Source organism: Acidilutibacter cellobiosedens (assembly GCF_004103715.1).
Classification (GTDB): Bacteria; Bacillota; Clostridia; order Tissierellales; family Acidilutibacteraceae; genus Acidilutibacter; species Acidilutibacter cellobiosedens.
In genome coordinates this window covers 50,852-71,202 of record NZ_CP035282.1, presented here as the reverse complement: position 1 = coordinate 71,202, position 20,351 = coordinate 50,852, and the positions used below count along the sequence as shown (strand labels likewise).

The 20,351-nt window shown below is 49.5% G+C and carries 27 protein-coding genes; 1 reads left to right on the top strand and 26 read right to left on the bottom strand.

Annotation, left to right across the window (positions count from 1 at the left end; genetic code table 11):
• Positions 1–57: 57 nt before the first annotated feature.
• From EQM13_RS00380 to EQM13_RS00365, 4 genes are read right to left on the bottom strand one after another with little or no spacing between them, the layout of a single operon-like run.
• Positions 58–648 (bottom strand): hypothetical protein, encoded by a 591-nt coding sequence (locus EQM13_RS00380; RefSeq protein ID WP_128751607.1) that lies wholly within the window; start codon positions 646–648, stop codon positions 58–60.
• Positions 641–910 carry a hypothetical protein gene (locus tag EQM13_RS00375; RefSeq protein ID WP_128751606.1) on the bottom strand — a complete coding sequence of 90 codons (270 nt, stop codon included), beginning with the start codon at positions 908–910 and terminating at the stop codon, positions 641–643. Before EQM13_RS00375 ends, EQM13_RS00380 begins: the two co-directional genes overlap by 8 nt.
• A gap of 12 nt (positions 911–922) precedes the next feature.
• The gene (locus tag EQM13_RS00370; RefSeq protein ID WP_128751605.1) at positions 923–1,489 is read right to left on the bottom strand and encodes a DUF7768 domain-containing protein; all 567 of its coding nucleotides are present in this window, start codon (positions 1,487–1,489) and stop codon (positions 923–925) included.
• Complete coding sequence (locus EQM13_RS00365; protein ID WP_128751604.1) at positions 1,486–2,388, bottom strand: conjugal transfer protein TrbL family protein; 903 nt, start codon at positions 2,386–2,388, stop codon at positions 1,486–1,488. Before EQM13_RS00365 ends, EQM13_RS00370 begins: the two co-directional genes overlap by 4 nt.
• Positions 2,389–2,535: 147 nt before the next feature.
• Between EQM13_RS00365 and EQM13_RS18360 the strand changes: the two genes are divergently transcribed.
• Positions 2,536–2,706 (top strand): hypothetical protein, encoded by a 171-nt coding sequence (locus EQM13_RS18360; protein WP_165920825.1) that lies wholly within the window; start codon positions 2,536–2,538, stop codon positions 2,704–2,706.
• A 16-nt stretch (positions 2,707–2,722) separates the two neighbouring features.
• Here the strand turns inward: EQM13_RS18360 and EQM13_RS00360 are convergent, their stop codons facing one another.
• The 22 genes from EQM13_RS00360 to EQM13_RS00255 all read right to left on the bottom strand — a co-directional run bounded on the left by EQM13_RS00360 (position 2,723) and on the right by EQM13_RS00255 (position 20,210).
• On the bottom strand, positions 2,723–3,061 hold the full coding sequence (locus EQM13_RS00360; RefSeq protein ID WP_128751603.1) for a DUF3852 domain-containing protein: 339 nt from the start codon (positions 3,059–3,061) through the stop codon (positions 2,723–2,725).
• Positions 3,062–3,143: 82 nt separating this feature from the next.
• Positions 3,144–4,877 (bottom strand): hypothetical protein, encoded by a 1,734-nt coding sequence (locus tag EQM13_RS00355; RefSeq protein ID WP_128751602.1) that lies wholly within the window; start codon positions 4,875–4,877, stop codon positions 3,144–3,146.
• Between the two features lie 68 nt (positions 4,878–4,945).
• The gene (locus tag EQM13_RS00350; RefSeq protein WP_128751601.1) at positions 4,946–5,482 is read right to left on the bottom strand and encodes a DUF6550 family protein; all 537 of its coding nucleotides are present in this window, start codon (positions 5,480–5,482) and stop codon (positions 4,946–4,948) included.
• 94 nt (positions 5,483–5,576) lie between these two features.
• The gene (locus tag EQM13_RS00345) at positions 5,577–6,122 is read right to left on the bottom strand and encodes a hypothetical protein (RefSeq protein WP_128751600.1); all 546 of its coding nucleotides are present in this window, start codon (positions 6,120–6,122) and stop codon (positions 5,577–5,579) included.
• On the bottom strand, positions 6,119–6,514 hold the full coding sequence (locus EQM13_RS00340) for a DUF4320 family protein (protein WP_128751599.1): 396 nt from the start codon (positions 6,512–6,514) through the stop codon (positions 6,119–6,121). Before EQM13_RS00340 ends, EQM13_RS00345 begins: the two co-directional genes overlap by 4 nt.
• A gap of 12 nt (positions 6,515–6,526) precedes the next feature.
• Positions 6,527–7,396 (bottom strand): secretion protein F, encoded by an 870-nt coding sequence (locus EQM13_RS00335; RefSeq protein WP_128751598.1) that lies wholly within the window; start codon positions 7,394–7,396, stop codon positions 6,527–6,529.
• Positions 7,397–7,401: 5 nt separating this feature from the next.
• Entirely contained in the window at positions 7,402–8,331 is a 930-nt protein-coding gene (locus EQM13_RS00330; RefSeq protein ID WP_128751597.1) for a type II secretion system F family protein, read from the bottom strand.
• Positions 8,328–9,680 (bottom strand): CpaF/VirB11 family protein, encoded by a 1,353-nt coding sequence (locus tag EQM13_RS00325; protein WP_128751596.1) that lies wholly within the window; start codon positions 9,678–9,680, stop codon positions 8,328–8,330. The genes EQM13_RS00330 and EQM13_RS00325 overlap by 4 nt, the downstream gene beginning before the upstream one ends.
• Positions 9,677–10,492 carry a ParA family protein gene (locus tag EQM13_RS00320; RefSeq protein ID WP_128751595.1) on the bottom strand — a complete coding sequence of 272 codons (816 nt, stop codon included), beginning with the start codon at positions 10,490–10,492 and terminating at the stop codon, positions 9,677–9,679. Before EQM13_RS00320 ends, EQM13_RS00325 begins: the two co-directional genes overlap by 4 nt.
• Positions 10,493–11,311: a Flp pilus assembly protein CpaB gene (gene cpaB / locus EQM13_RS00315; RefSeq protein WP_128751594.1), complete on the bottom strand. Its 819-nt coding sequence runs from the start codon at positions 11,309–11,311 to the stop codon at positions 10,493–10,495.
• 16 nt (positions 11,312–11,327) lie between these two features.
• Entirely contained in the window at positions 11,328–11,747 is a 420-nt protein-coding gene (locus tag EQM13_RS00310) for a prepilin peptidase (protein WP_128751593.1), read from the bottom strand.
• Positions 11,737–11,967, bottom strand: a complete 231-nt coding sequence (locus EQM13_RS00305) for a DUF6133 family protein (RefSeq protein WP_128751592.1) — start codon at positions 11,965–11,967, stop codon at positions 11,737–11,739. The genes EQM13_RS00310 and EQM13_RS00305 overlap by 11 nt, the downstream gene beginning before the upstream one ends.
• Positions 11,968–12,013: 46 nt before the next feature.
• Positions 12,014–12,355, bottom strand: coding sequence for a SpoVG family protein (locus tag EQM13_RS00300; protein ID WP_128751591.1), 342 nt, complete (start codon positions 12,353–12,355; stop codon positions 12,014–12,016).
• Positions 12,356–12,385: 30 nt separating this feature from the next.
• Positions 12,386–15,841: an S-layer homology domain-containing protein gene (locus EQM13_RS00295; protein ID WP_128751590.1), complete on the bottom strand. Its 3,456-nt coding sequence runs from the start codon at positions 15,839–15,841 to the stop codon at positions 12,386–12,388.
• A gap of 49 nt (positions 15,842–15,890) precedes the next feature.
• Positions 15,891–16,439: a YodL domain-containing protein gene (locus tag EQM13_RS00290; protein ID WP_128751589.1), complete on the bottom strand. Its 549-nt coding sequence runs from the start codon at positions 16,437–16,439 to the stop codon at positions 15,891–15,893.
• A gap of 15 nt (positions 16,440–16,454) precedes the next feature.
• On the bottom strand, positions 16,455–17,015 hold the full coding sequence (locus tag EQM13_RS00285; RefSeq protein WP_128751588.1) for a hypothetical protein: 561 nt from the start codon (positions 17,013–17,015) through the stop codon (positions 16,455–16,457).
• 3 nt (positions 17,016–17,018) lie between these two features.
• A complete protein-coding gene (locus EQM13_RS00280; RefSeq protein ID WP_128751587.1) occupies positions 17,019–17,303 on the bottom strand; it encodes a division/cell wall cluster transcriptional repressor MraZ in 285 nt (94 codons plus the stop codon).
• A complete protein-coding gene (locus EQM13_RS00275; protein WP_128751586.1) occupies positions 17,296–17,724 on the bottom strand; it encodes a hypothetical protein in 429 nt (142 codons plus the stop codon). The genes EQM13_RS00280 and EQM13_RS00275 overlap by 8 nt, the downstream gene beginning before the upstream one ends.
• A gap of 14 nt (positions 17,725–17,738) precedes the next feature.
• Complete coding sequence (locus EQM13_RS00270; protein WP_128753424.1) at positions 17,739–18,128, bottom strand: hypothetical protein; 390 nt, start codon at positions 18,126–18,128, stop codon at positions 17,739–17,741.
• The gene (locus EQM13_RS00265) at positions 18,115–19,038 is read right to left on the bottom strand and encodes a DNA adenine methylase (RefSeq protein WP_128751585.1); all 924 of its coding nucleotides are present in this window, start codon (positions 19,036–19,038) and stop codon (positions 18,115–18,117) included. The genes EQM13_RS00270 and EQM13_RS00265 overlap by 14 nt, the downstream gene beginning before the upstream one ends.
• 63 nt (positions 19,039–19,101) lie before the next feature.
• Positions 19,102–19,692 carry a DUF1281 family ferredoxin-like fold protein gene (locus EQM13_RS00260; RefSeq protein WP_128751584.1) on the bottom strand — a complete coding sequence of 197 codons (591 nt, stop codon included), beginning with the start codon at positions 19,690–19,692 and terminating at the stop codon, positions 19,102–19,104.
• Complete coding sequence (locus tag EQM13_RS00255) at positions 19,692–20,210, bottom strand: hypothetical protein (RefSeq protein WP_128751583.1); 519 nt, start codon at positions 20,208–20,210, stop codon at positions 19,692–19,694. The genes EQM13_RS00260 and EQM13_RS00255 overlap by 1 nt, the downstream gene beginning before the upstream one ends.
• Positions 20,211–20,351: the final 141 nt, after the last annotated feature.

The window sequence follows — 20,351 nt, the reverse complement described above, 5'->3', positions numbered from 1 at the left end:
TAAAAGAAGTTAAGAGTTTTCATTCTTAGCTTCTTTTACTATATTTACATTCTTTGCTCACTCATTCAAGATAATCCACCGCTCGCCATCGAAATCCTCGAATTTCTCGGTCGTGACATTCTGCTCAAAATAAACCGCAAGGATGCGCTTGATATCTTCTTTGTCTGCTCGTTTTACGGAAAAACCTTGCTCTTTCAGAGATTTTTCAATGCGGGACAGATACGGGAACACCTCTTTTTCCTTTTCATTCCACAGACGGATCAAGATCAAAAATTCCCTTGCGGTGGCCATCTGTACCTGTATCCGGTCAAGGAAGGACAGGTCTTTTTCCAAGAGCTGTCGCACCACAGGGTTCTGCTCCTGCTCGATGCGGCTGCGGAGGAACCGCTTGTTGTCCTCGAAGTTCTCCCGGCTGTTCAGGCACAGCATCTCAATCTCAGCAATGCCTTTCAGCACCGTCATCAGAGCATAGATGCGGGTGCTGATGCTGGCCTCCGACAGCACCGATATGTTGCTGGGCTTGATGATAAAATACACCAGCTCTCCATGCCCGTAGGTCTTGAGGCTGTAATCGGTGATTTCCTTGGTGTCAATGAGCTGCCGAGTGGAGGCTCGTTTTTTGGCTTCTGCTTTATCATTCCTACGCATTGGATGTATACCTCCATTCATAGAATTGCTGCTTAGTAATAAAAAAAGCACAGGCATACCGGATAAAATCCAGAATGCTTGTGTCCTCAAAGCGGATAGTTAAAAAGGCATAAACAGCGGTCAGCACGATGGGAGGCACAAAACCCAGCTGAGAAAGCGCAAGCACAGAGAGAAGCAGCGCCACACCGATGATGCCGATATCCCGCAGCTGCCACAGCCATAAAGTCGCCTTTGCCCTTAAGTGGTCGGGGTAGATATACATAGGCCTCCTCCTTTACATCCGTATGGAAAAACCGGAGCCTTGATTCAGCTCCGGTTCCATTTCTTTTGCGGCATAATTCACATTGGGGGAATAACAGGATTCGTTCAGCTGCTTGGCGTAGCTTTCGGCCTGTTCCATCGTATCAAACTCGATAGGCTTGCCACCGTGCTTACACCAGCTTTGGGCGGCTCCGCACACCGAACCGGCGCTGCGCATCGCCCATACTCCATATTTTTTATTCATCGAAATACCTCCTTGGATTTGTTCTGCGGATATTTCCCGGACGGAAATACCCAGCTTTTGTGCTTCCTTAAGCTCCATCGCCATACCGGTGGAAATCCGACTGCCGCAGAGCCACAGCTCATCACAGGCCTCCAGCACACGATGCCCCATTGAGAGTCCTGTAGCTCTCTGCACAGGATCGTTATCGTCCAAAAACTGTGGATACAGAAGATGCACAGCTACTGGTGTATAATTCTGCTTCATCGCATAGCGGCAGGCTGCCTTAGCAAATTCGACATTATTTTGCACATCACCAGCGTATGGCGAACAGATATAGACCAGTTTATTCTCGTTCATTTTGCCACCGCCTGTACTACTGTTTTAGTCATATTCACTGCGGTCTGCGCCGCATACATGGTACTCATGAGGTTGGCTTTGGTTGAGGTATCCAATCCGAACTGACCGGCAATGCGGGGAATTTCACCGGCAGCCAGCATCAGTCCAAGACCCAGCAGAGCATTGTCTTTTACCACCATGAGTCCGGCAATCAGCACCGTTGCCTGTAGAAATGCCGTAAGGCACAGGCCGATGACCTGCTTGCTCCACGACACAAAGCCGTCAATATATCCACGGGGAACACCGAACATATACAGGCTCCCCACGGCAATCTGAATGAGCAGGATACCGCCTCGCTTCAGGTTGGCAAAGAATACCTTAATGACCGCATAGCCCATGAGGATTAATATAAAGATCATCATGATGGGACTGGTGATCGCTTTCAGGCCGCCGAACACGTTGCTGGTCATGGCCTGCTCTAAATTTCCCGCATCCTGCAGGGAAGCGATGATGCCTTGGGCTACCGTGCCGAAGTCGGTTCCAAGGCCGGTAATCCCGGCAGTGAAGCTGCCTTGCAAAGACACCGACAGCTTATACAGTTCCACTGGTACCGTAGTGAACAGCCCCACAGCCATAAATCCCTTGATGGCGTTGAGGGCGGTATCCTTGATACTGCCTCTGCCGGATTGATATTCGATTCCACATTCAAAGACCGCCACCACAAGACCGACACCGTATAACGCCCACGCCAGATAGGAAAAGAACAATACGATAGACTGTACCCAGCTCATTTCGAACAGGTCGGCTCCCATGTTTCCCATCTGCATAAAAAAGTCGCCGAGGAAGCCCACAATCTGACCGTAGATCCAATCCACAATCTGACCGAGGACAGTGTCGGCGACAAAATCCCATATGAACATTTGAATTTCACCTCTTTCATAACCTCCGCTACCTCCCAAGCACTGGCTGGTTTTTGTTCTCTGATTTATGACTTGACAATCCGCTTTTTCAGAGCTTTAATACCACACAACGGAGGCCGCCGAAATAATGTTAAAGGAGGTACTTGTGTGGCTGATTACAAAAAACTCTATTATAAAATGTTTAATGCAGTAACCGATGCCGAGAAGCTTATCTCTCAGGCCGCTTGTATAATGCGCACTGCCCAGCAGGAGTGTGAGAGAATATATATGGATGCAGACGAGACACCACTGCGCCTGACAGATAAACCGGAGGAATAAATATTTACTTTTACAGTTACATCCCCAGCACTTGCCAGATATATAATGGAGCCGTCAGTGTAAACACCAGGCAGGCGAACAGGATTGCCGGAGCCGCCCATTCAAATTGACCGTGCTTGCGATAATCAAAATAAGCGGTGCCCAATTTGGCAAAGAAAAACACCGCCAGAATCAGGTCGATGGCGGGGAATACTACCTTATTAACCACGGTTTTAATCTGCTGGGAAGCGGTATTCCACGTTCCCTCAATCGCCCCGGCTACATCACCGGTTCCCGCTGCATATGCTGTTGTGCCAAACATCAGACACAGAAGCAGAACCACGCACAGAAGCATTGCAATTCGATTCGATTTCATTGACTTTCCACCTTTCTTCATAGGGTTGAGAATGGCAAGGCCGCAGCTTTCGGTTCGCTGCGGCCTTGTTTTTTCTCTGTTTTTAATTGGGTTTCTGAGGCGCAATGTGCCAGTCGCTCCACAAATTATCTCGGATGGTTACGCTGTCCGTGAGGTTTATTGAAAGCATCCCAGCGGGTGACCAGCAATCAATCAGCCATGTGTACGGCTCATATTTTCCATCCGGAAACCAAATCGGTGAAAAATGAGTTCTGCGGTTGTAGGTGCTGTAGGGATTCTTCTGAAACTCAAACCGGGAATTGTAGCCGGAACTCATGCGTTCCAGCAGCCTCCAGTAGGTTTGATACCCGAATTCCGGGAAGTAGGTCACCGCATTCTGCGCCCCGGTTACCGCCGAGGACTGGTTAGTGCTGACTCTGGTAGAAACCGTCTGATTGATGCCGTAGCCGGATTTCATGGTTTTGCCGCTTGCGGTGGGGCTTTTGTCATCCGGCTGGATTGCCATGCTTGCCGAAAGGCTGGCCTGATACCGGTCAAGGTCAAACTCCCACCAGCCCTCATCGACCCATTCACCGTCATCCTCCCAATGACCGCTGCCATCACCATCGCTATACCAGTTCCAGTCACTGTGCCATACCCAATGCTCCTGCCACCAAGGGCGCCAGACCGTCCAGCTGGCAGAAGTCTGCTGCGGATTGTTTGGAACAGCGGACTTTCTAAAGCTATCATTGCGATCATCTGCCACGGGATTAGGTGGCAGATTCTTATCAAGGTCAACGATATTTATATTAATTGTCGCCTTGCTGGAGCTGCCGCCTCCAGACACAGAAACTGTGATCGTCGTCTGCTGCGGGGTGCTTGGCGTTGTCCATCGTATCCACGCCAGCTGGCTGTCACCATCGGGATAATAGATATTGCTAACCCGGTAGCTTCTACCATTCACATAAAAGATAGCGGATACCGGGTGATCCGGATCGCTTTGACCGCCGCTAACTGTGATTGCCGTGATAACCTCGGTATTGACCCGATATTCGTAATCATACACGGAAACCTCCGGCGACTCGCCGGGCATATCCTTAAATCGCACGATACCAAGGCCGAGAGCCGCCTTAATATCCGCATTGGATGCAGCTTTGCTCCGGCTTCCTGACCATGCCGGGTAGCTAAGATCCGCCACCTCCAAAAACATGGCAAGGGGCAGATTTTTATGGGAAAGAGATACCATTCTCTTTCTCAGAAGGCCGTTTACCTGTTCGTCATACATGGCGGCTTCCGTAGCCGTGGTGGCAATCATAACACCCTCAAATTTGTAATAGGCGATGGGTTCCAAAAGTAGCTTGTACTCGCCGCTGATTAAGGTATCAAAGTCCATTCCTACAAGACCCGAAATAGAACGAATGACCTGTTCATCAGTAAAATAGCTTTTAATGGCGGCAATGTTGTTGCTGCCATTGGTGCTAATGATGCGAGGCAACGATTGTGCAGGATTAAGAAAAGAGTAACTCTGGCCGCTTGGACTTAATGAAGAACCCCTTGAATATGAAAGTTTACTGACTTTACCAAAGTGTAGCCTAATATTAGTAGGTTTTTTATTTGTTAGATCTATAGGTGTTGTAACAGAAGCATGATCACTTGCCCTAACCACCGTTACCCGCACACCCTCATTTCCCGGAGTCCATGAATTGGTGCTGGTACCATCGCCCATGCCACCGCCACCTCCGTCCACATTTCCATCCCCGACCGCATAAGCCGGTACAGCATACAGGGAGGAACACAGTAGGGCAAGTACAAGCAAAATACTAAATATTCGTTTCATACAGCGCCTCCTTTGCAAAAGAAAAAGCACAGCATTTCTGCTGTGCAATCCTTTGAATTATTTTATATCTAATTCATTTCCCCGATCTTATTACCGTTTTCATACATATCATCTGCAGTCGAACCTTGCCCCTCACCAACATCATCGATCCATCCGAATCCAGGCACATAAATTTTACCATCCTTTGTTTCACCACCCTGCGGCTTGCTTTCGGATGAAGCCGGTTTCTTTTCCGTATCCTCCGGCTTGTATTCTGGCGGCTTGGACGGGTTGGTGGTATCCGCATCCTTTGGCAGCTCAGGTTTTGCGGGAGCTTCCGGCTTTACCGGATCGGATTGGAGCTTCTGCTCCGGTAGATCGGTTTGGGGCGGCAGCATTTCCGAGCTTTCCGGCTCCGGTGTGGGCTGCGGAGAAACGACCACCTCTTTTTTCTCTGTGTTATTCTGTATATCAGGAGCTACATCCGAAGAGCTGACCGGCTCCTGTGAAGAAGCATCCGGCCTCACGGGTTCCTTGGTAAACTGCATCCCGATGGCAATCACAAGCGCAAGGCCGATAAGCGAAGCGCCTGCAATGGTAAGCCTTCTTTTTATTTTATCATTCATATTGAAAACCTCCTTTGGCAGTGTGAATATTATCTTTGTGTATGACACACCATACTATAATTTTTCTCAGAAGTCCAGATACTTTCCTGAACAGTTAAAACACCTCGGTATATCCCGCCTGAACCTTGAGCTTGATTTTCATGGGAGCCAGCTCCTTGCCACCAAAGTAAACGGGAACCTCCAGCCAGATCACCGCATCCGCTTCAAATCGCTGTGCGTTTTTTGGGTAAGACGGAGCCAGCGGCGCATTGCGGATGGTGACATCCAAACGGGAGAGCTTGTATTCCAAAGCATCCCCAGCATATTTCACATGGCTGTCGCCCACAGCTTCCATGCCGAGGACACCGTCCATGTAGCCGTAAATGTCGCCGGTGTTCACGCTATAGGAAAAAGAGGAGCCGTCCGGCTGGTAGCCGCCGCTGTAGCCCTCCCGCACGCCGTGATACACATCGGCATAGTTGTCGTTGACCGTCACGATGATGGCATCCTCCAAGGCTTCTTTTACACCGCTGGCGATAATATTCAGCCGAAAATACTCTATCACGCCACACAGGATAATCACAAGAGCCAGCGTAATGGCTACCACCAAAGGGAAGCCGTTCCCGGCCTTATCCCTGAGAATGTATTTTAGCTTGTTCATTTGTGATACACCTCGCTTTTCCCGGAGGCTTCCGAGCGCAGGGTAATGGGGAACGAACCAAACCCGCCGAACAGTCCGATGTTCTTCTCTAAGGTCAAGGTCACGGTGATTTCCTCGTTCAGCTGGATATTGCCGGTCTTTGACCATGAAATCCGGGGACTCAGCCCGGTCTGCTCGGTGAGAACCGCTACACGACGGCTGGTTTCACTGCCCACCCTGCCGGAGATTTCCGCTTCCCGGCACAGCTCGGTGGCGTAGGTATCCAGCTGATTTTTAACGATGAACACCGGCAGCACCTGCACGGCCAGTGCAATGACCAGCATGGCGCAGAGGACAAGAACACACACATCAATATATCCCTCGCCACGTTTGGATTTTAAGATCTTCTTCATGCTCACCCCTCCCTAAAACATCCCGCCGAGGGATTTGATGATCTCATAGGCGATGATGGCCAGATAGGTAAAGAGAAAGCACATCAGCATGAGAAAGGAAAACACACGGATTTTGGGCGGTATTTTCTGCGCTTCACCTTTAAGGCGCTGCAGCTCCAGCTGTTTGAAATCATGCGCCAGCATCTGAAAATACACCGTGCTGTCATCCCCACGCAGTACACCGATAAGGCCTCGCACCACGTCCGAGAGCATGGGCGAATTGAGTCTTGCCTCAAACCGGGTAAGGGCTGCCTCGTAGCTGGAGGAACGCATATCCGCTGCCAGCACGGTCAGCTCTCCGGCAAAGGCTTCTCCGGCGTTTTTTTTGTAGTTCTCTACGATGGCCAGCACATCACGGGAGGCTTTCAGCTCCTGTTCGATGTTGGCAACAAAACGGGGCAGTTCCTTTTCCACGGAGGCTCGCTTTGCGGACAGCCTTTCGTCTGCCTTTTTAGTTTCCTTAAAGTACACCATGACCGCAAGGAACACCACCACCGGCACCAGCAAGGGAAAGATTAATCCTGCCGGGATTGCCAGCAGCAGAATCACACCGGATTTCACCAGCGCATAGGCCTGATAGGCCTCCGGCTCCATGTTCATACCGGTGGCTTTCAGCACATTTTTCAGCCGATGCTTGCGGTACTCGTCCATGCGGATATATTTAGAGAGCTTTACCGCCCAAGTCATGAGATAGGTTTCCAAGCTCCTTGCTGCTTTTTTCTCTGATCTTGTAGTATTCAGCATAGCCTTAGCAGTGCTGAGGTACGGTAGGTGCAGCACATCCAAGAAAATAAAAAACAGCCCTGCCGCCAACGTAATTCCAAATAAAAAAAGTAATCCCATCACCATCACCTCCTGTATTCTATGGGCTTGGTAAGCCGGATCACGCAGGCCGTGGAGATAAAAATAAGAGCGGCGCTGATTGCCAGAATGATCTGCCCCAATGGGGTGTGCATCAGCGTGTCGTACCAGCTTTTGTTCAGGAGATACATGAGGGGAACATTGCCGATGACAAAGATGACCATGATGATAAATTCCTTGCGGGGTTCAAATACGAGATATTCCAGCTCGCCGTTCACAATCCGCATATCACTGAGCTTTGAAACGATGGGAGTCAGGGTGCTTTTCAAGCTGCGGTCATGCTGGCAATCACATAGGGCATCGCACCATTCCCGGAATACTTCGTTGTCGATTTTGGTGCGCAGCACCCTGATGGCCTCCAACACATCGGGATCAATCAACTTGACCCGCAGGACAAAGTCCTTGAACACCTGATGCACCGGCGGGTTCAGGTAGTGGAGATTTTCCTCTACTGCTGTAAGGATATTCTCACTTCTCAGGTAGGCTGTGGTGACAATGGACAAGGCTGTTTCCAGCTCGGCAGCAATGTCCTTTTTGAAATGGCTGGCGGTGAGCTGCACATACCAAAAAGGCAGCATCATAAAGCCTGCCGCCATCACCGGAGCCAGAAATAAGTTGCCCATCACAATGGCAATAGCGGCACCGATGGCAAAAAGCAGCAAAGAGCAGGCGCAAATCAGAGAAAAGCGATTGCTCCTGCCGGTCATGGCCAGCACCTCCTGCGCCATATGAATTTGCTGTTTCAGAAATCCCGGCTTTTGGCGGCGCTGTGCCGCTTTGATCTCATCCTTGATAGATTTCTTTTCTCTGGTGAGAAAGGAAAACAACCCATCGGTGAATTCCATCGGTTTTAGGCCGATGAGTAGAAAAAAGCCTGTAATCATACCGATACAGGCCAGCAGTTGAATGGTTGTCATATGGATATTTGCCCCCCTTTCTTAAGAAGATTGATGCGTTCCTGCGGCATACCATTCTCTATCAGCCGTTTACACAGGCTGTCGGATATGGGATTAACCGTTACATGGTGTCCGGTAATATAAAACTGATTGTTTTCATAGCGATTTTCGGTAATCTCGTACCGGAACAGGGTGCGGTAATGGCGGCTGTTGTCCGGCAGGATTTCGCACTCCATAATTTCCATGAGCCGCCTTTGCTTATTTTCCAGCTGCTTGCAGAACACGATAATGGGATAGGCCTCGGTCACATAGCCCATGAGGGTTTCATCCGACATATCCACCGCTCGCTTGCAGAGGGAAACCATACGGCGGTAGGTGGATTCGCAGGAGTTGGAATGGATGGTGGTAACCACCGCCACACCGGTGCGGGCTACTTCCTGTGCAGCATTGGCCTCCGCACCACGCATTTCGCCTACCACGATAATGTCGGGGTTGAAGCGCAGGGAGATGTCCACAAGGTCAATCTGCTCAATACGGTACAGCTCGTTCTCGCTGTTGCGGGTGAGGGTATGCACTACGGAATTGGTGACCCTGCCGTCCTTTTCCCGGATGAGGGAAAGCTCCCGGCTGCCGTTTTCAATGGTAAAAATGCGCTTGTTATCGGGAATGGTGGTAAGCAGCCAGCCTGCCACGGTGGTCTTACCGCTGCTGGTGGCTCCCGCAATGCACACCGAAATGCCGTAGCGGATGCACTCCGATAGAAAATCCAGCATTTCAGCGGTTGCCGTACCACCGTTTATAAAATCCTCTTTCTCCATGTTATTGGGGTTGACGATACGGATGGAGGCGGCAGCGCCTACGCTGGCATCCACAATGGGGCTTTTCATAACAGCAATACGGATGTTTTCTGCAAGAGTACCGACCACCAGAGGGGATTGGTCATCCAGAATGGTACCGGACACATGAAGCATCCGGCGCAGCACATTGATACAGTGTTGGGGGCTGTCGAAGTGTTCCCGCAGCTTTTCGCAGCGCCCACCGGCGTACTGGATTTCAATATCCCGCCAGCTGTTGATGTCGATTTCTTCGATGTCGTCAGCAAAGATGTACTTGGTAAGAAAGGAATACTCAGCCATTTCGGTATACAGGGCATCCACCAGCTGCTGCTGTGTCATGCCTTTTACCGCCACACGGCTGTCCTGCACAAACTTGGCGATATACCGCTTGATATGCGCCTTGGCTTCGGCAGCGTTGCCGTCTGATAGCAGTTCGCTGTGCTGCCCGGATATATGCTCCTGCACCTGTTGCAGCACACTGTGGAAATCCTCAGTTTCCTGCTCCGGTGAAAAAAACAGGTTATGCCTGCTCATACCTCGAACACCTCCTTTGCTATTTTTTCGATTTCCCTGCGAAAGCCCCGGCTGTCTTTCAGGGACAAGTCAGCGAATAGGTTTCCGGCCAGCACCTGAGCCTCCAACTCCGGGGAGTGCGGCAGAGTAAATACAGCACTGCCCAGCACCTGTTCCATGTTCTGACTGGCTTCATTGGATTTTACATTGCTGACTGCCTTATACATCTTGTCAAAGTCAAACCCGGCCATCCGCAGATACTCCTGCTGGCTGGACAGGTAACTGACTGATTTTAAATCGCAGTTTATGAGCCGCAGCACCGCATCGGCCTCCAGAATGGAGATGGTGGACAGCTCGTCAAAATAGATGGAGCTGCCACAGTCGATAATGACATGGCTTTCCATGTCACGCAGCACTTCGATAAGCTGTTTTATCAGAGCCGGTGTAACGGGAGGATAGCAGTTTTCGTTTTCTCCTTTTTGCAGACCGATGACCGCCAGATGGTTCATGCGCTTATGGGTATTGCAGTTGTTTTTCACCAGCGATTCGGTAACGGAATTGGCGGCAAGAATACTTCCAAGGGAATGGCCGCCCTCTAAATCACCGGGCGGGCAGATGCAGGGGATCATAGGCGTGGTGCAGTCGCATAAAAGCAGCACCACATTCTTTTTTCTGTCTGCCAGATACTTGGCCAGTTTGACCGCCACCGTGGTCTTGCCGCAGCCGGGGCTGCCCCAAATTGCCAGTACCTGTGCGGCGTTATCCGGTTCTATCTCCGGAGGCTCTATGTTGTCCTTGCGGCTGAACAGACCGCCTTTTTTGAAGTTCAGCATTTACTCAGCCCCGCTTTCCACCGGTGTATTCGCAGGGGCTTCCAGCTGGCTGTTATCCTCGCTTTCCTGAGTTTCCGGCTTATCGGGATACAGCTTGGAAAGCACCAAGTCCTGCGCCTCGGTAAACTTTGCCGCATTTTCCTTGCTGCCACGGTAAACGAGGGATACATGAAGGGTTCCGTCTGCTTCCAGCTCGGCAAGGCTTTTGCTCTGCTCTGGTGTGACCAGCAAAGTGACGGTGGCAGGCAGCTCCTTTTCATCTGCATCCACGGCTTCTTTCTGCTCGACCGTATTGGCATCATAGCCGCTGCCTGCTGTGACGGCGATGACCTCCACATACTGCAGCTCCGGCGGAATGACTGTCACGCCCTGCTTTTTGTAATCTGGAGCAACGATTGACACAATATCTCCGGAAATTAGTTTGCCGGACAGCCCTGCGGCAAAGCTCTTAACCGATACAGAAATCGCCTGTTTTTCTCCGGTCAGATTGTAGAGATAGGCGTTTTCCGCAGCAGGGGCATCGACGATTTTGGAGCTGATGATGTAATCTCCCGGCACCAAATCAGCGGAGGCAAATTTGCCGATGATCGTATCCGTATGTCTGACAACATCCTCCGGCAGATTGTAGCCGCCCACCTCTACGGTTTGCACCATGTCTTTGGTGATGGCTTCCCCTATTTTGATGGGCTTTGCCACCCGCACAATTTCGGTTTTTTTGCTGATGCTCTGGTTAAACAGCGGCGTTACGGCAAAGCAGATCAGCAGGGACAGCACAATGCAAATCACGCCAATAACCGTTCTATTCTTAAAAAAACTCATGGTTTGATTTCCTCCCTTAAATGAAGTAAGCGAGCAGACAGCCCGCCGATAAAAAAGGTGCAAGAGGGAAGGCGCTTTGCGCCTCCCGTCCTTGCACCTTGCAAATAATCCGATACACTGCCACGTAGAGTAGCAGCAGGCTTAACCCTGCAGTTGTCGCAAGCAACCCTTTTGGAAGCCCCAGCACAAGACCACAGGCCGCCATCAGCTTGATATCTCCGCCGCCCATGCCACCGCAGAATATTGCTGCCGCTAAAAACGGCAGGGCAACAAGGATTCCCAGCATTTTAACTGGTGTAAAATCCAATATGGAAACAGTGGCAATAGCAATACTAATCCAGTTGGGAACAATGCGTTTCGCAAAGTCAATCGCCGATGCCGAACACAATAGGGCAATAAAAAAGACCGCTTGCGCAGCGGCCAGCTTATCCGGCATAGTTGAACATTTCCTTGATACGCTGGGTGAGGGTGGGCAGCACGGTCTGGTCGAAGAGCAGATACAATCCGGCCAGCACCAGAGCACCGATGACAACCGCCATTAAAATCTTAATTGCGGTATCTACGAAGCCCTCCCCACGGTTGTTGGTGAGCGGCGTTCTTGCCCTGACTGCCAGCATATTTGCCTTATGAGTAATCTTGTTCATTATTTTTTTCATTGTGTTTTACCTCCAAAATGTTTTTGTTGTTGGGTTGACGGGATGCTTACATACCGCCCATCTGCATGGGTGGCTGGGACTGTTCCGGTGCAGCTCCCTGCGGCTGCACCGGGGCTTGGTTCATGGCTACAACCTGCTGGTAGCTGTCCAGTACCGCCTTGTGGAGCTGTTCCCGGAACTCTTTGGTCACCGGGAAGCAGATTTCCTTGTAGCCGTTTTCGGTCTTGCGGCTTGGCATGGAAACAAAGAGACCGTCACGACCACCCTCCACCACCTTAATGCCCCGGATGCCGAGACAGCTGTCCACCGTTGCTGAAGCAAAGGCACGGATGTTGCCGCTGGTACCGGGCGGGTAGATGGAGTTGATTTTGACATCGATTGTTGGCATATTTTAATCCTCCGTTCTTTATACATTCTCTTACTCAAAATGATAGGTTACAGAATAGGTGATGTTGCTCTTGTTATACATACAGTTATGGTTTGTGTAGTAGTAAAACTCCAGCTTGCTATACACACCGACTTCCAGCGTTCTTTGGAACGTTATGCCATTGTTTGTTGTGCCGTAATCCAGCTGATCCCATTGCTTTGTCAGAGTGTTATAGCCTCTAACTCTGCCATAATCGCTTCCGTTATGCCCTGATACGGGAGGTACAGTAAAGGTGTAATCACGAATCGTAGCATCTTCAATTCCATTTTCCAAAATAACAGAATCCGGGCCTGTCAGCACCATTCCACCGCTGCCGTTGGAGTCCATGACAAAAAACACAATCGCTGACCACGGAGATTCAGCTCCGGTCGAATCAACAGCCTTTACTCTGACTACATTTTTACCCAAGGGATATACTTGTGTCTCTGCTTTACGGTTTTCCCAAATGTAGGTGATAGCATCACCGTCCGAATCATTGCTTTGTGCTGTGATTGTCACTGGTGTTCCCGGTATTACGCTATTTCCGCTTGGGGTTCTGTTGATGATGGGAACACTCGGTGCAGCGTTCGTAATTGTAAAAGTCTTTGAAATCCAATCGGAATAATCCCCCGCATCATCTTTAGCTCTTACCCTGATGGTATGGGAACCCACAGGATAATAGCTGTCTGCAGTTGTTCCATCCCATTCCAAGATAACATCGTCACCATCTGGATCGGTCGCTGCAGCATTTACATTGACAAGGAATTTCCCATCTTTTACGGTTCTGGTAGGTGTAGCAGTAATCACTGGGGTATTGGGTGCCGTGTTGGTCACTGTGATGTTATGACTTTGTGAAAACGGTCTGCCTGCGCTATCTGTTACAGCGGCAGTAAGCGTAAATGTTCCGGTATGATGGATAGATATTTTACCCCCATCATTGGTCAGCACACCTGTAAATTCGGCGTGCTCTCCATCCTTGTTCAGTGACCAAACTACACTGTTGGAGCCAAGGCTTAAAACGTTCTTCGGCGATACTGTAAACTGCGTTCCATAATGAATGGTACTTGGAAGAATGAAATCATAGCTGATAACCGGCAGAACACGAATGGTTTGACTATGGCTGTAGCTTCGCTTCAAAAAGTCGGTCATGGTTGCAGTCAGTGTATACTCTCCGTCAGCTATGAATCCAATTTTTCCTCCCTGTGCATTGAGAGTACCGTTGATAAAATCTCCCAATGAAACAGTTTTTTCACCCTTACTCAAAGACCATTCAACGGGAAGCACATTGTTATTGCCATGTGTTCTGATGTCGATTGTGCTATCAGTATAAGCGAGGGCAGGAAGTTCAAAGCCAATAGAAAGCACGGGGAGTACCTCGCATTTGCCGCCAAACTCGAATAAAAATACACGGCCTGTTTCATCAGTAACTCTTGCGACAAGCTCGTAGATACCCGCCCTCTTAAAACGTATTGTACCGCCCTCATTGCTCAGTTCACCGTCTACAAAGGTATCGAAGTCCTGAAAGCCATAGGTATTGTCCACAAGCCATTCAATGTTGAGGTCATCCAGTGCAGTCACTTGAGCTTTTATGGCGATGTCGCTATCTGTATGTGCGTATTGGGGAAGGCTATATCGCACAGTCGGCACGGGATATACCTTAAATCCTTGCTCGTAACTGTAGTTTCTGCCACCATTATCCGTGAATGCCGCCTTAAGAACATAGCTTCCTTGTTCCTTAAATTGAACAGTACCACCTGCGTTGGTAAGGCCTCCGCTTATGGTATCCTGCAGATTTATCGGTTTACCATTTTTCGTTAGCGTCCATTCTACGGTGTGGTTGCCGATTTCGGAAAAATTAGCCTGAAGAGTGACTTCGCTGTCAGTATGGAAAATTTCAGGCAGATAAAAACCGGAAGAACCTACAGGGTATACCGTAATGTTTGCGGTATCTGTAAATATTCGGTCGGTCTTGTCTGTGGCTATTACTGTAAGGGCATATACACCTTTTTCTTTAAAGCGAATGCTGCCCGCGTTTAGATCTCCCTCAACATAGTCTGTGATCTGCACGGTTTCTCCATTTCTGGTGAGAGAAAAGTCCACAGTCATATCTTCTGCATCTGTTACTTCTGAATAAAAGTTTACCGTCTTATCCGTATGACTTACTGTTGGTAGGGTTACTTTGACTTGTGCAACGGGATATATGGTGATTGTTTGTGAAGCTGACACAGTTTTACCCAATTCATCCGCAATAGAAGCGGTGAGAACATAGCTGCCCTTATTTTTAAACACCACTATGCCTCCATCTGCTTCAAGTTCACCGTTCAGAGCATCTGCAAGGTCAATTTCTAACCCTTCCTTCTTTAATGTCCATATCACCTGATTACTGCCAAGATCTGTTGTTTTTAAATCTACCGAAACAGCTGTATCAGTGTGAGCTGTTTTAGGCAGCGAAAACCCTGTAGTGATAACAGGGTAGATATGGATGCTCTGTTCATGTTTGATCTCCTTGCCACGACTATTAACAGCTGTAGCCGTAAGCACAAAATTGCCTGTATCCAAAAAGGAGATAGAGCCTCCGTTCTCATTAAGAACACCATTCAAAACCTTATCCAGTTCAAGTGATACACCATCTTTTCTGACTGTCCACACCACGCTTTTTACATAGCGGCTTGTTGGTTCTAATTTAATTTCATCACCTTTATATGCATTGGCAGGGAGTATAAAGCTAAACTGCGGAGCCGGGACAGTGGAGGAGCCGCCTCCGCTTGATGAGGAATCGCCAGTTGCTGGCTTATCTACCGGAGGCTTGCTTTCCTGCTCTTTTATCTGTTCTTTTGCTTTCTCCGTGCTTACGAGCATCTCAAAAGCTTCACCACGGGTAGCCACATCGTTGGGTCTGACCGTGCCATCAGGAAATCCACAAATGATGCAGTAGTGCTTTCCTGCACAGACATACTTACGCTGTTCTTCTGTGAGCAGATCGTCATCAGCAAACCCGGTATTGCAGGAGCAGTCTTTGGAATGCTCTCCCTTTCCAATTGCTTTTATCAGCATTCTAATCATTTCAATTCGTGTGATGGGTTCATCCGGACAGAACCTTTCACCGAAGTCATCTTTTCCAATAATCCCTGCAATGACCAGTGCTTCGATATCCTTTTCTGCAAAATGCCCTGCAATATCCTTGAATACAATGGCCACATTTTCGTTGTCGGGATTGGGAAGTTTCATTGTTCTTGCAACAAGAGAAGCAAACTCACCTCTTGTTATAAGTTCATCTGGGTGAACCAAGCCATCAGGATAACCATAAAGGATTCCTTTGTCTGCAAGTTCGTTGATAGCTTTCTCAGCCCAATGATTGACACTGTCCGTAAATATCAGCTTTGTCGCATATGCGCTCCCTGCGAACATGGAACATATCAGACAAATTGCCAATCCGATGGAACAGAACCTCTTTGTTTTAGAGTTCATATTCTAACTTTCCTCCTTGTTTTGTAATATTTTAAAGTAAGACCTATATTTAGAGCTGCATGGTCTGGGTTTGTGGCGGAGACTTGAAGTGGATTTCCTGAAAGCCGAAGCGGTCGCAGTAGTAGAAGCTGCTGCCATTTTCATCGTACAGCTCCAGCACATCCGACATAGACAGGGAATGCCCTACATAACCGGGAGGGTGAGCTGTATTGAATTTGGTGTAGAGTGCCTCCAGATCGTTGGTTTCCACTTCGCCGTCATAGACGGTTTGATAATCGGACATCTGCGGCTCTCCAAACTCTTTACAGAAATCAGCGTGACTGATGAAGCGCATCTGGAGATCCGATTCGGGTTTTAGCTGCCATACACGGCAGCTTTTCAGCAGGGTGAGTTCTTGGTTATCCCGCTGACCATTCACAAGGTGGTCATACACACCGTCCGTCCATTTCACCTCGCCGATATCCTTTTGGCGGCTAAGAAAGGCTTTCAGTTCCTCCGACTCGAACAAGGGATCAACCATCGCCTTGCCGCCGCTGACATAACCGGCAGGGTTGCCGTAGTATAGGATGATATCCTTTTCCATCCGGATATTTCTCATGATCTTGTGCCTCCTTTATGTCATAGTAAGACCTCCGTTCTCCGAGGCCTGCCGGAAGGCCTCCATTGCTTCCTCTGTTGGATGGAGAAGCCTGCCCTCCTGTAGCTCCAGCACACAAAAATCATCCCGGTCGCAGATCATGATGCGATGCTGGTATGGCTTCTGCATCTCCATATAATCCAGCGCTTCTTGTTCGGTGCAGAGCCACACGCCAGAAGCATAGCGGCCATCGGGCAGAAAGCTGTAGCCACTGTATTTCGGCTCATAATTCTTTAAATCCAGCGCTCCCACCGGTCTGATTTGGGAGAGCTGCAGCTTGGCACTGTCCGGCAGAAGCTCTGGCTTAAGGATGCCGATGACCTCACTGCGTTTTTTCAGGGCAAACTCCCCGGTACGGAGCGATACTAAAAATACAGCACAGCCGCTTGGATTGGTACCGGCCCCATTTCCGCATAGGCAGAAGTACAGCTGCCTTTCAGGTGTGTCCTGACTTAATACGACAACTTCCCCCTGAATACTGCAGTTTAAGCCTGTTGCCGAACAGTCTTTATCAGTAAATAGAGATTTTCTTTCCATCCGTTAGCCCTCCTTTTTCTGCTGCAGTAGGGCAGTCAGATCGGAAATGAGGGAAAGTCTTGTATCGTCAGGCATAGTCTTGAACGCCGCACGGACATAGGCCTCCACCGCCTCCGGAGACTGGTCGCCGATTTCGATGATATCCACCTTTTGTACACTGACCATGCCGTTGGATATATTAAGGCGCACGATATCGCCGTAATCCATGCCGCTGGCGGTGCGCAGTTCCTTGGGAATCAGCACACGTCCTTTGCCGTCCATCAGCTTGTAGATGGGCTTCTTATTCATCCTCCGCACCTCCCTCCAGCACACAGCGGATGGTGTCATAGCTCACGCCGAGGCTGTCGAACAGCTCCATGAGCTGAGGTGGCAGCTGCTTTACGGGATCGGCACTGCCGATGATGATAGCGCCGTCCTCACAGCGGATGTCCAGATCGTCATCCAGCGGAATCCCTGCCGCCTCCAAAAGCACATGAGGCACCGACAGCTCTGCCAATTCCGGCGCTTCCACCGGTTCAGTTACATGATCGATACCATCCTTGGTGAGAAAAAACTCCCCGTAGCTGTTAATCTCCTTTACCGGGTGATGGGACAGGTACGCCAGATGCACGGTATCACCGGCAGTGACACACATGGTTTCCAACACATCGGGCGGCAGGACGATGTTGCCGTTATCTGCAATCCTGCCCTTGGTTTCAATGATTCTCATGGTGCAATCCTCCTTTACATCCCCATCTGCAGGGCGTTGATTTGTTGTTTCTCTGCCGATTTCAACTCTGATACAAAGGCAGAAAGCTCATCCTCAGACAGAGAAATGTTGGCAATTTCCATCTCCCTGAGAAAATATGCAGCCTGCTTGTACTCGTCAGCCAGCTTCTGCATTCCCTTGGCGTTGCGATAGCCTCCGCTCATGCGGGTGTATCCCTTGAAAATACAGTCATACTTGCCGGTATCTCTGTTCGGCAGCATAGAAAGATACAGCCCCGCATTGACTTGATCTCCACATCGAAGATACAGGTCATCGTGAACATTGCCGACTACAAGCTCATATGCGCCGCCGCTTTCTTCCTCCAGCAGGGCTTTTGCCCATCTCATTTTCTCAATCGCAGTCATCTTCATCCTCACCTCCAAAACAAAGGTCAAACAGATTCATCTGGAACATATCATTTTCCCGTTCCTTGGGGTCGTAGTTGGTAATGATAACTTCTGGGTACTCGCAGCCTCCGTCATACCGCTGCGCCAGATTGTTCAGGCGGGTGACTGGGGTGATGGTGTAATCCTGATACAGTTCCCGGATGAATTCACAATCGTTGTAGGAAACCATCCATTTCCCTTTGCAACCTGCCAGCGTATCCCGGAGCCGCTGATGGTCGGTTTTGAGGAACTCCACCGCATAGTGACCCTCGGTCATGTAATAGGGCGGATCACAATAAAAAAAGGCATCATCACGGTCGTACTGCCGGATCAATGCCTCAAAGTCTTTATTTTCCACCACCGTGTTTGCAAGTCGCCTTGATGCCTCCCAGATAACGGCGAACACCTTTCTGATATCAAAGGGCTGGCAGCCATAGGAGGTGCAGCCGCTGCCGTAGCTGTAGCGGATGAGCTTGAAAAATGCAGCCGCTCGCCACACATCGCTTGGCTCTGCCTGCTCCAGCATGATAGCCTTAAGTTCCTCAAATGCAGGCGGCGGGAGGTTATGCTGCGCCAGTTCCAGTTCTTCCTGCAGATATTCGGTATCGAATTCATCCTTTTCAAAGAACCGGCGTAGCACATTGAATTCATATCGTGAGTTAAGGGGCAGGAAGCCCAGCTGCTTGAGGAACGCCAACGGCCTGTTCTTTACGCAGTAGAACAGGTTGGTCAGGTTGCTGTTAAAGTCGTTGTAGACCTCCATACCCTTACAGTCAGGAGGCCTGCCGAACAGCACCCAGCCCCCGCCGCCAAAGACTTCAATGTATCTGCCGAAATCCTTGGGGAAGAGCCGATAAATAATATTGCGGAGGGCTTTTTTACCGCCCACCCAGCTGATAAAGCTATTGATATTCCATCACCTCCCTCTGAAAAGAAAAGAGCCGATTATCACTTACATTTTTAGTGACATCGACTCATCCGGATCATGATATTCATATTCGCCGGTTTCCCCATTGTACAGGTAGCCCTCATCGGCCAGATCCAAGCCGTGAACCTCAGCCGCCAGCTCCAGTGCTTCCTTGGAACCACCGGGAGGGATATGGCTGAATATTTCCTCGCCGTTTTCAAATTCTTTGCGTCCGACATTGTAGCCGAAGTCCTCATCTGCCCATTTCACCTCAAAGCTGGGATCAGGGTACCGTTTAGCCAAGGCTGCAATGATTGGGTCAGGATAGCTCCATGCGGTTTGGAATTCGATATGCTCGCCATCAAATTCCTTTGGGGTATACTCGACATCATAGCCATAGCTGTTCCACTTGGTTCCCCAATTAGCGGTATTCCAGTCCAGCCAGTTGTTCTTGCCGTACTTGGCGAATTCCTCTTTTCCGAGGTTGCCCTGATAGATGTTATCCGGCGTAGGAATTACCTTGTTGAAATCGATGCTGCCGAGGCCGATTTCATCATTTTTGATGGCCTCGAACATAGCCCTGACCTTTTCCGGATCACCGGACACTCTTAAAATATTGGTAACATGATTTGGCATTAGCACATTCCTCCCATCGTCATGCCAAAGCTGAAAAACTGATTGCCTTTCAGCTTATCCTCCGACTTGATAAAGAAGCGGTTGCTGCTATCCCAAAAGCTGACATACAGCTCACCGTCATATACTTCGATTTCCCTTTGCTCCAGTCCCTCGCCCCAGCCGTCTGAAAATTGTCCGGACAGCCATTCTGTAAGCTCCGCAAGCTCGGAGGGAGAAAGTGTACTGTGGGTTTGTATCTCGGTAACGCCCCACAGCTCGCCATTCCATTCCTCCACTGAGGGATTGATGCTGTATATCTTTTGGCTAAGATTATCATTGAGGTAAACAGCAAGGCCTCGGTCACCCTCGCCGGGGAGTCCCTCTTTCTGAATGAGGGCGAGAATTTCATCCTCGTATTCCAAAACCTCACCGAGGGTTAAGTCCTCCGGATAATTATCAAGATCGCCCCACTCATTCTTTCTGTAGATATGGGGAAAGAGGGGACTGAATAACCGCAGGGTTTGCAGTTCGTTTTTCACGGTGCATCTATCCTTTCTTTATGATTTCAGGCAACAAAAAAAGCGGCTGTGTTTTTCAGTTACGAAGAACACAGCCGCTTAAAATTGCCCCATAGGGTATTTGCTTTATGAAATTGTGTGCCGGACTGATTCCGGCCTAAA

Bases quoted from the DNA above. Each gene is read 5' to 3' on its own strand.
- EQM13_RS00380 (WP_128751607.1), bottom strand. From the start codon at position 648: ATGCGTAGGAATGATAAAGCAGAAGCCAAAAAACGAGCCTCCACTCGG.
- EQM13_RS00375 (WP_128751606.1), bottom strand. From the start codon at position 910: ATGTATATCTACCCCGACCACTTAAGGGCAAAGGCGACTTTATGGCTG.
- EQM13_RS00370 (WP_128751605.1), bottom strand. From the start codon at position 1,489: ATGAACGAGAATAAACTGGTCTATATCTGTTCGCCATACGCTGGTGAT.
- EQM13_RS00365 (WP_128751604.1), bottom strand. From the start codon at position 2,388: ATGTTCATATGGGATTTTGTCGCCGACACTGTCCTCGGTCAGATTGTG.
- EQM13_RS00360 (WP_128751603.1), bottom strand. From the start codon at position 3,061: ATGAAATCGAATCGAATTGCAATGCTTCTGTGCGTGGTTCTGCTTCTG.
- EQM13_RS00355 (WP_128751602.1), bottom strand. From the start codon at position 4,877: ATGAAACGAATATTTAGTATTTTGCTTGTACTTGCCCTACTGTGTTCC.
- EQM13_RS00350 (WP_128751601.1), bottom strand. From the start codon at position 5,482: ATGAATGATAAAATAAAAAGAAGGCTTACCATTGCAGGCGCTTCGCTT.
- EQM13_RS00345 (WP_128751600.1), bottom strand. From the start codon at position 6,122: ATGAACAAGCTAAAATACATTCTCAGGGATAAGGCCGGGAACGGCTTC.
- EQM13_RS00340 (WP_128751599.1), bottom strand. From the start codon at position 6,514: ATGAAGAAGATCTTAAAATCCAAACGTGGCGAGGGATATATTGATGTG.
- EQM13_RS00335 (WP_128751598.1), bottom strand. From the start codon at position 7,396: ATGGGATTACTTTTTTTATTTGGAATTACGTTGGCGGCAGGGCTGTTT.
- EQM13_RS00330 (WP_128751597.1), bottom strand. From the start codon at position 8,331: ATGACAACCATTCAACTGCTGGCCTGTATCGGTATGATTACAGGCTTT.
- EQM13_RS00325 (WP_128751596.1), bottom strand. From the start codon at position 9,680: ATGAGCAGGCATAACCTGTTTTTTTCACCGGAGCAGGAAACTGAGGAT.
- EQM13_RS00320 (WP_128751595.1), bottom strand. From the start codon at position 10,492: ATGCTGAACTTCAAAAAAGGCGGTCTGTTCAGCCGCAAGGACAACATA.
- cpaB (WP_128751594.1), bottom strand. From the start codon at position 11,311: ATGAGTTTTTTTAAGAATAGAACGGTTATTGGCGTGATTTGCATTGTG.
- EQM13_RS00310 (WP_128751593.1), bottom strand. From the start codon at position 11,747: ATGCCGGATAAGCTGGCCGCTGCGCAAGCGGTCTTTTTTATTGCCCTA.
- EQM13_RS00305 (WP_128751592.1), bottom strand. From the start codon at position 11,967: ATGAAAAAAATAATGAACAAGATTACTCATAAGGCAAATATGCTGGCA.
- EQM13_RS00300 (WP_128751591.1), bottom strand. From the start codon at position 12,355: ATGCCAACAATCGATGTCAAAATCAACTCCATCTACCCGCCCGGTACC.
- EQM13_RS00295 (WP_128751590.1), bottom strand. From the start codon at position 15,841: ATGAACTCTAAAACAAAGAGGTTCTGTTCCATCGGATTGGCAATTTGT.
- EQM13_RS00290 (WP_128751589.1), bottom strand. From the start codon at position 16,439: ATGAGAAATATCCGGATGGAAAAGGATATCATCCTATACTACGGCAAC.
- EQM13_RS00285 (WP_128751588.1), bottom strand. From the start codon at position 17,015: ATGGAAAGAAAATCTCTATTTACTGATAAAGACTGTTCGGCAACAGGC.
- EQM13_RS00280 (WP_128751587.1), bottom strand. From the start codon at position 17,303: ATGAATAAGAAGCCCATCTACAAGCTGATGGACGGCAAAGGACGTGTG.
- EQM13_RS00275 (WP_128751586.1), bottom strand. From the start codon at position 17,724: ATGAGAATCATTGAAACCAAGGGCAGGATTGCAGATAACGGCAACATC.
- EQM13_RS00270 (WP_128753424.1), bottom strand. From the start codon at position 18,128: ATGACTGCGATTGAGAAAATGAGATGGGCAAAAGCCCTGCTGGAGGAA.
- EQM13_RS00260 (WP_128751584.1), bottom strand. From the start codon at position 19,692: ATGCCAAATCATGTTACCAATATTTTAAGAGTGTCCGGTGATCCGGAA.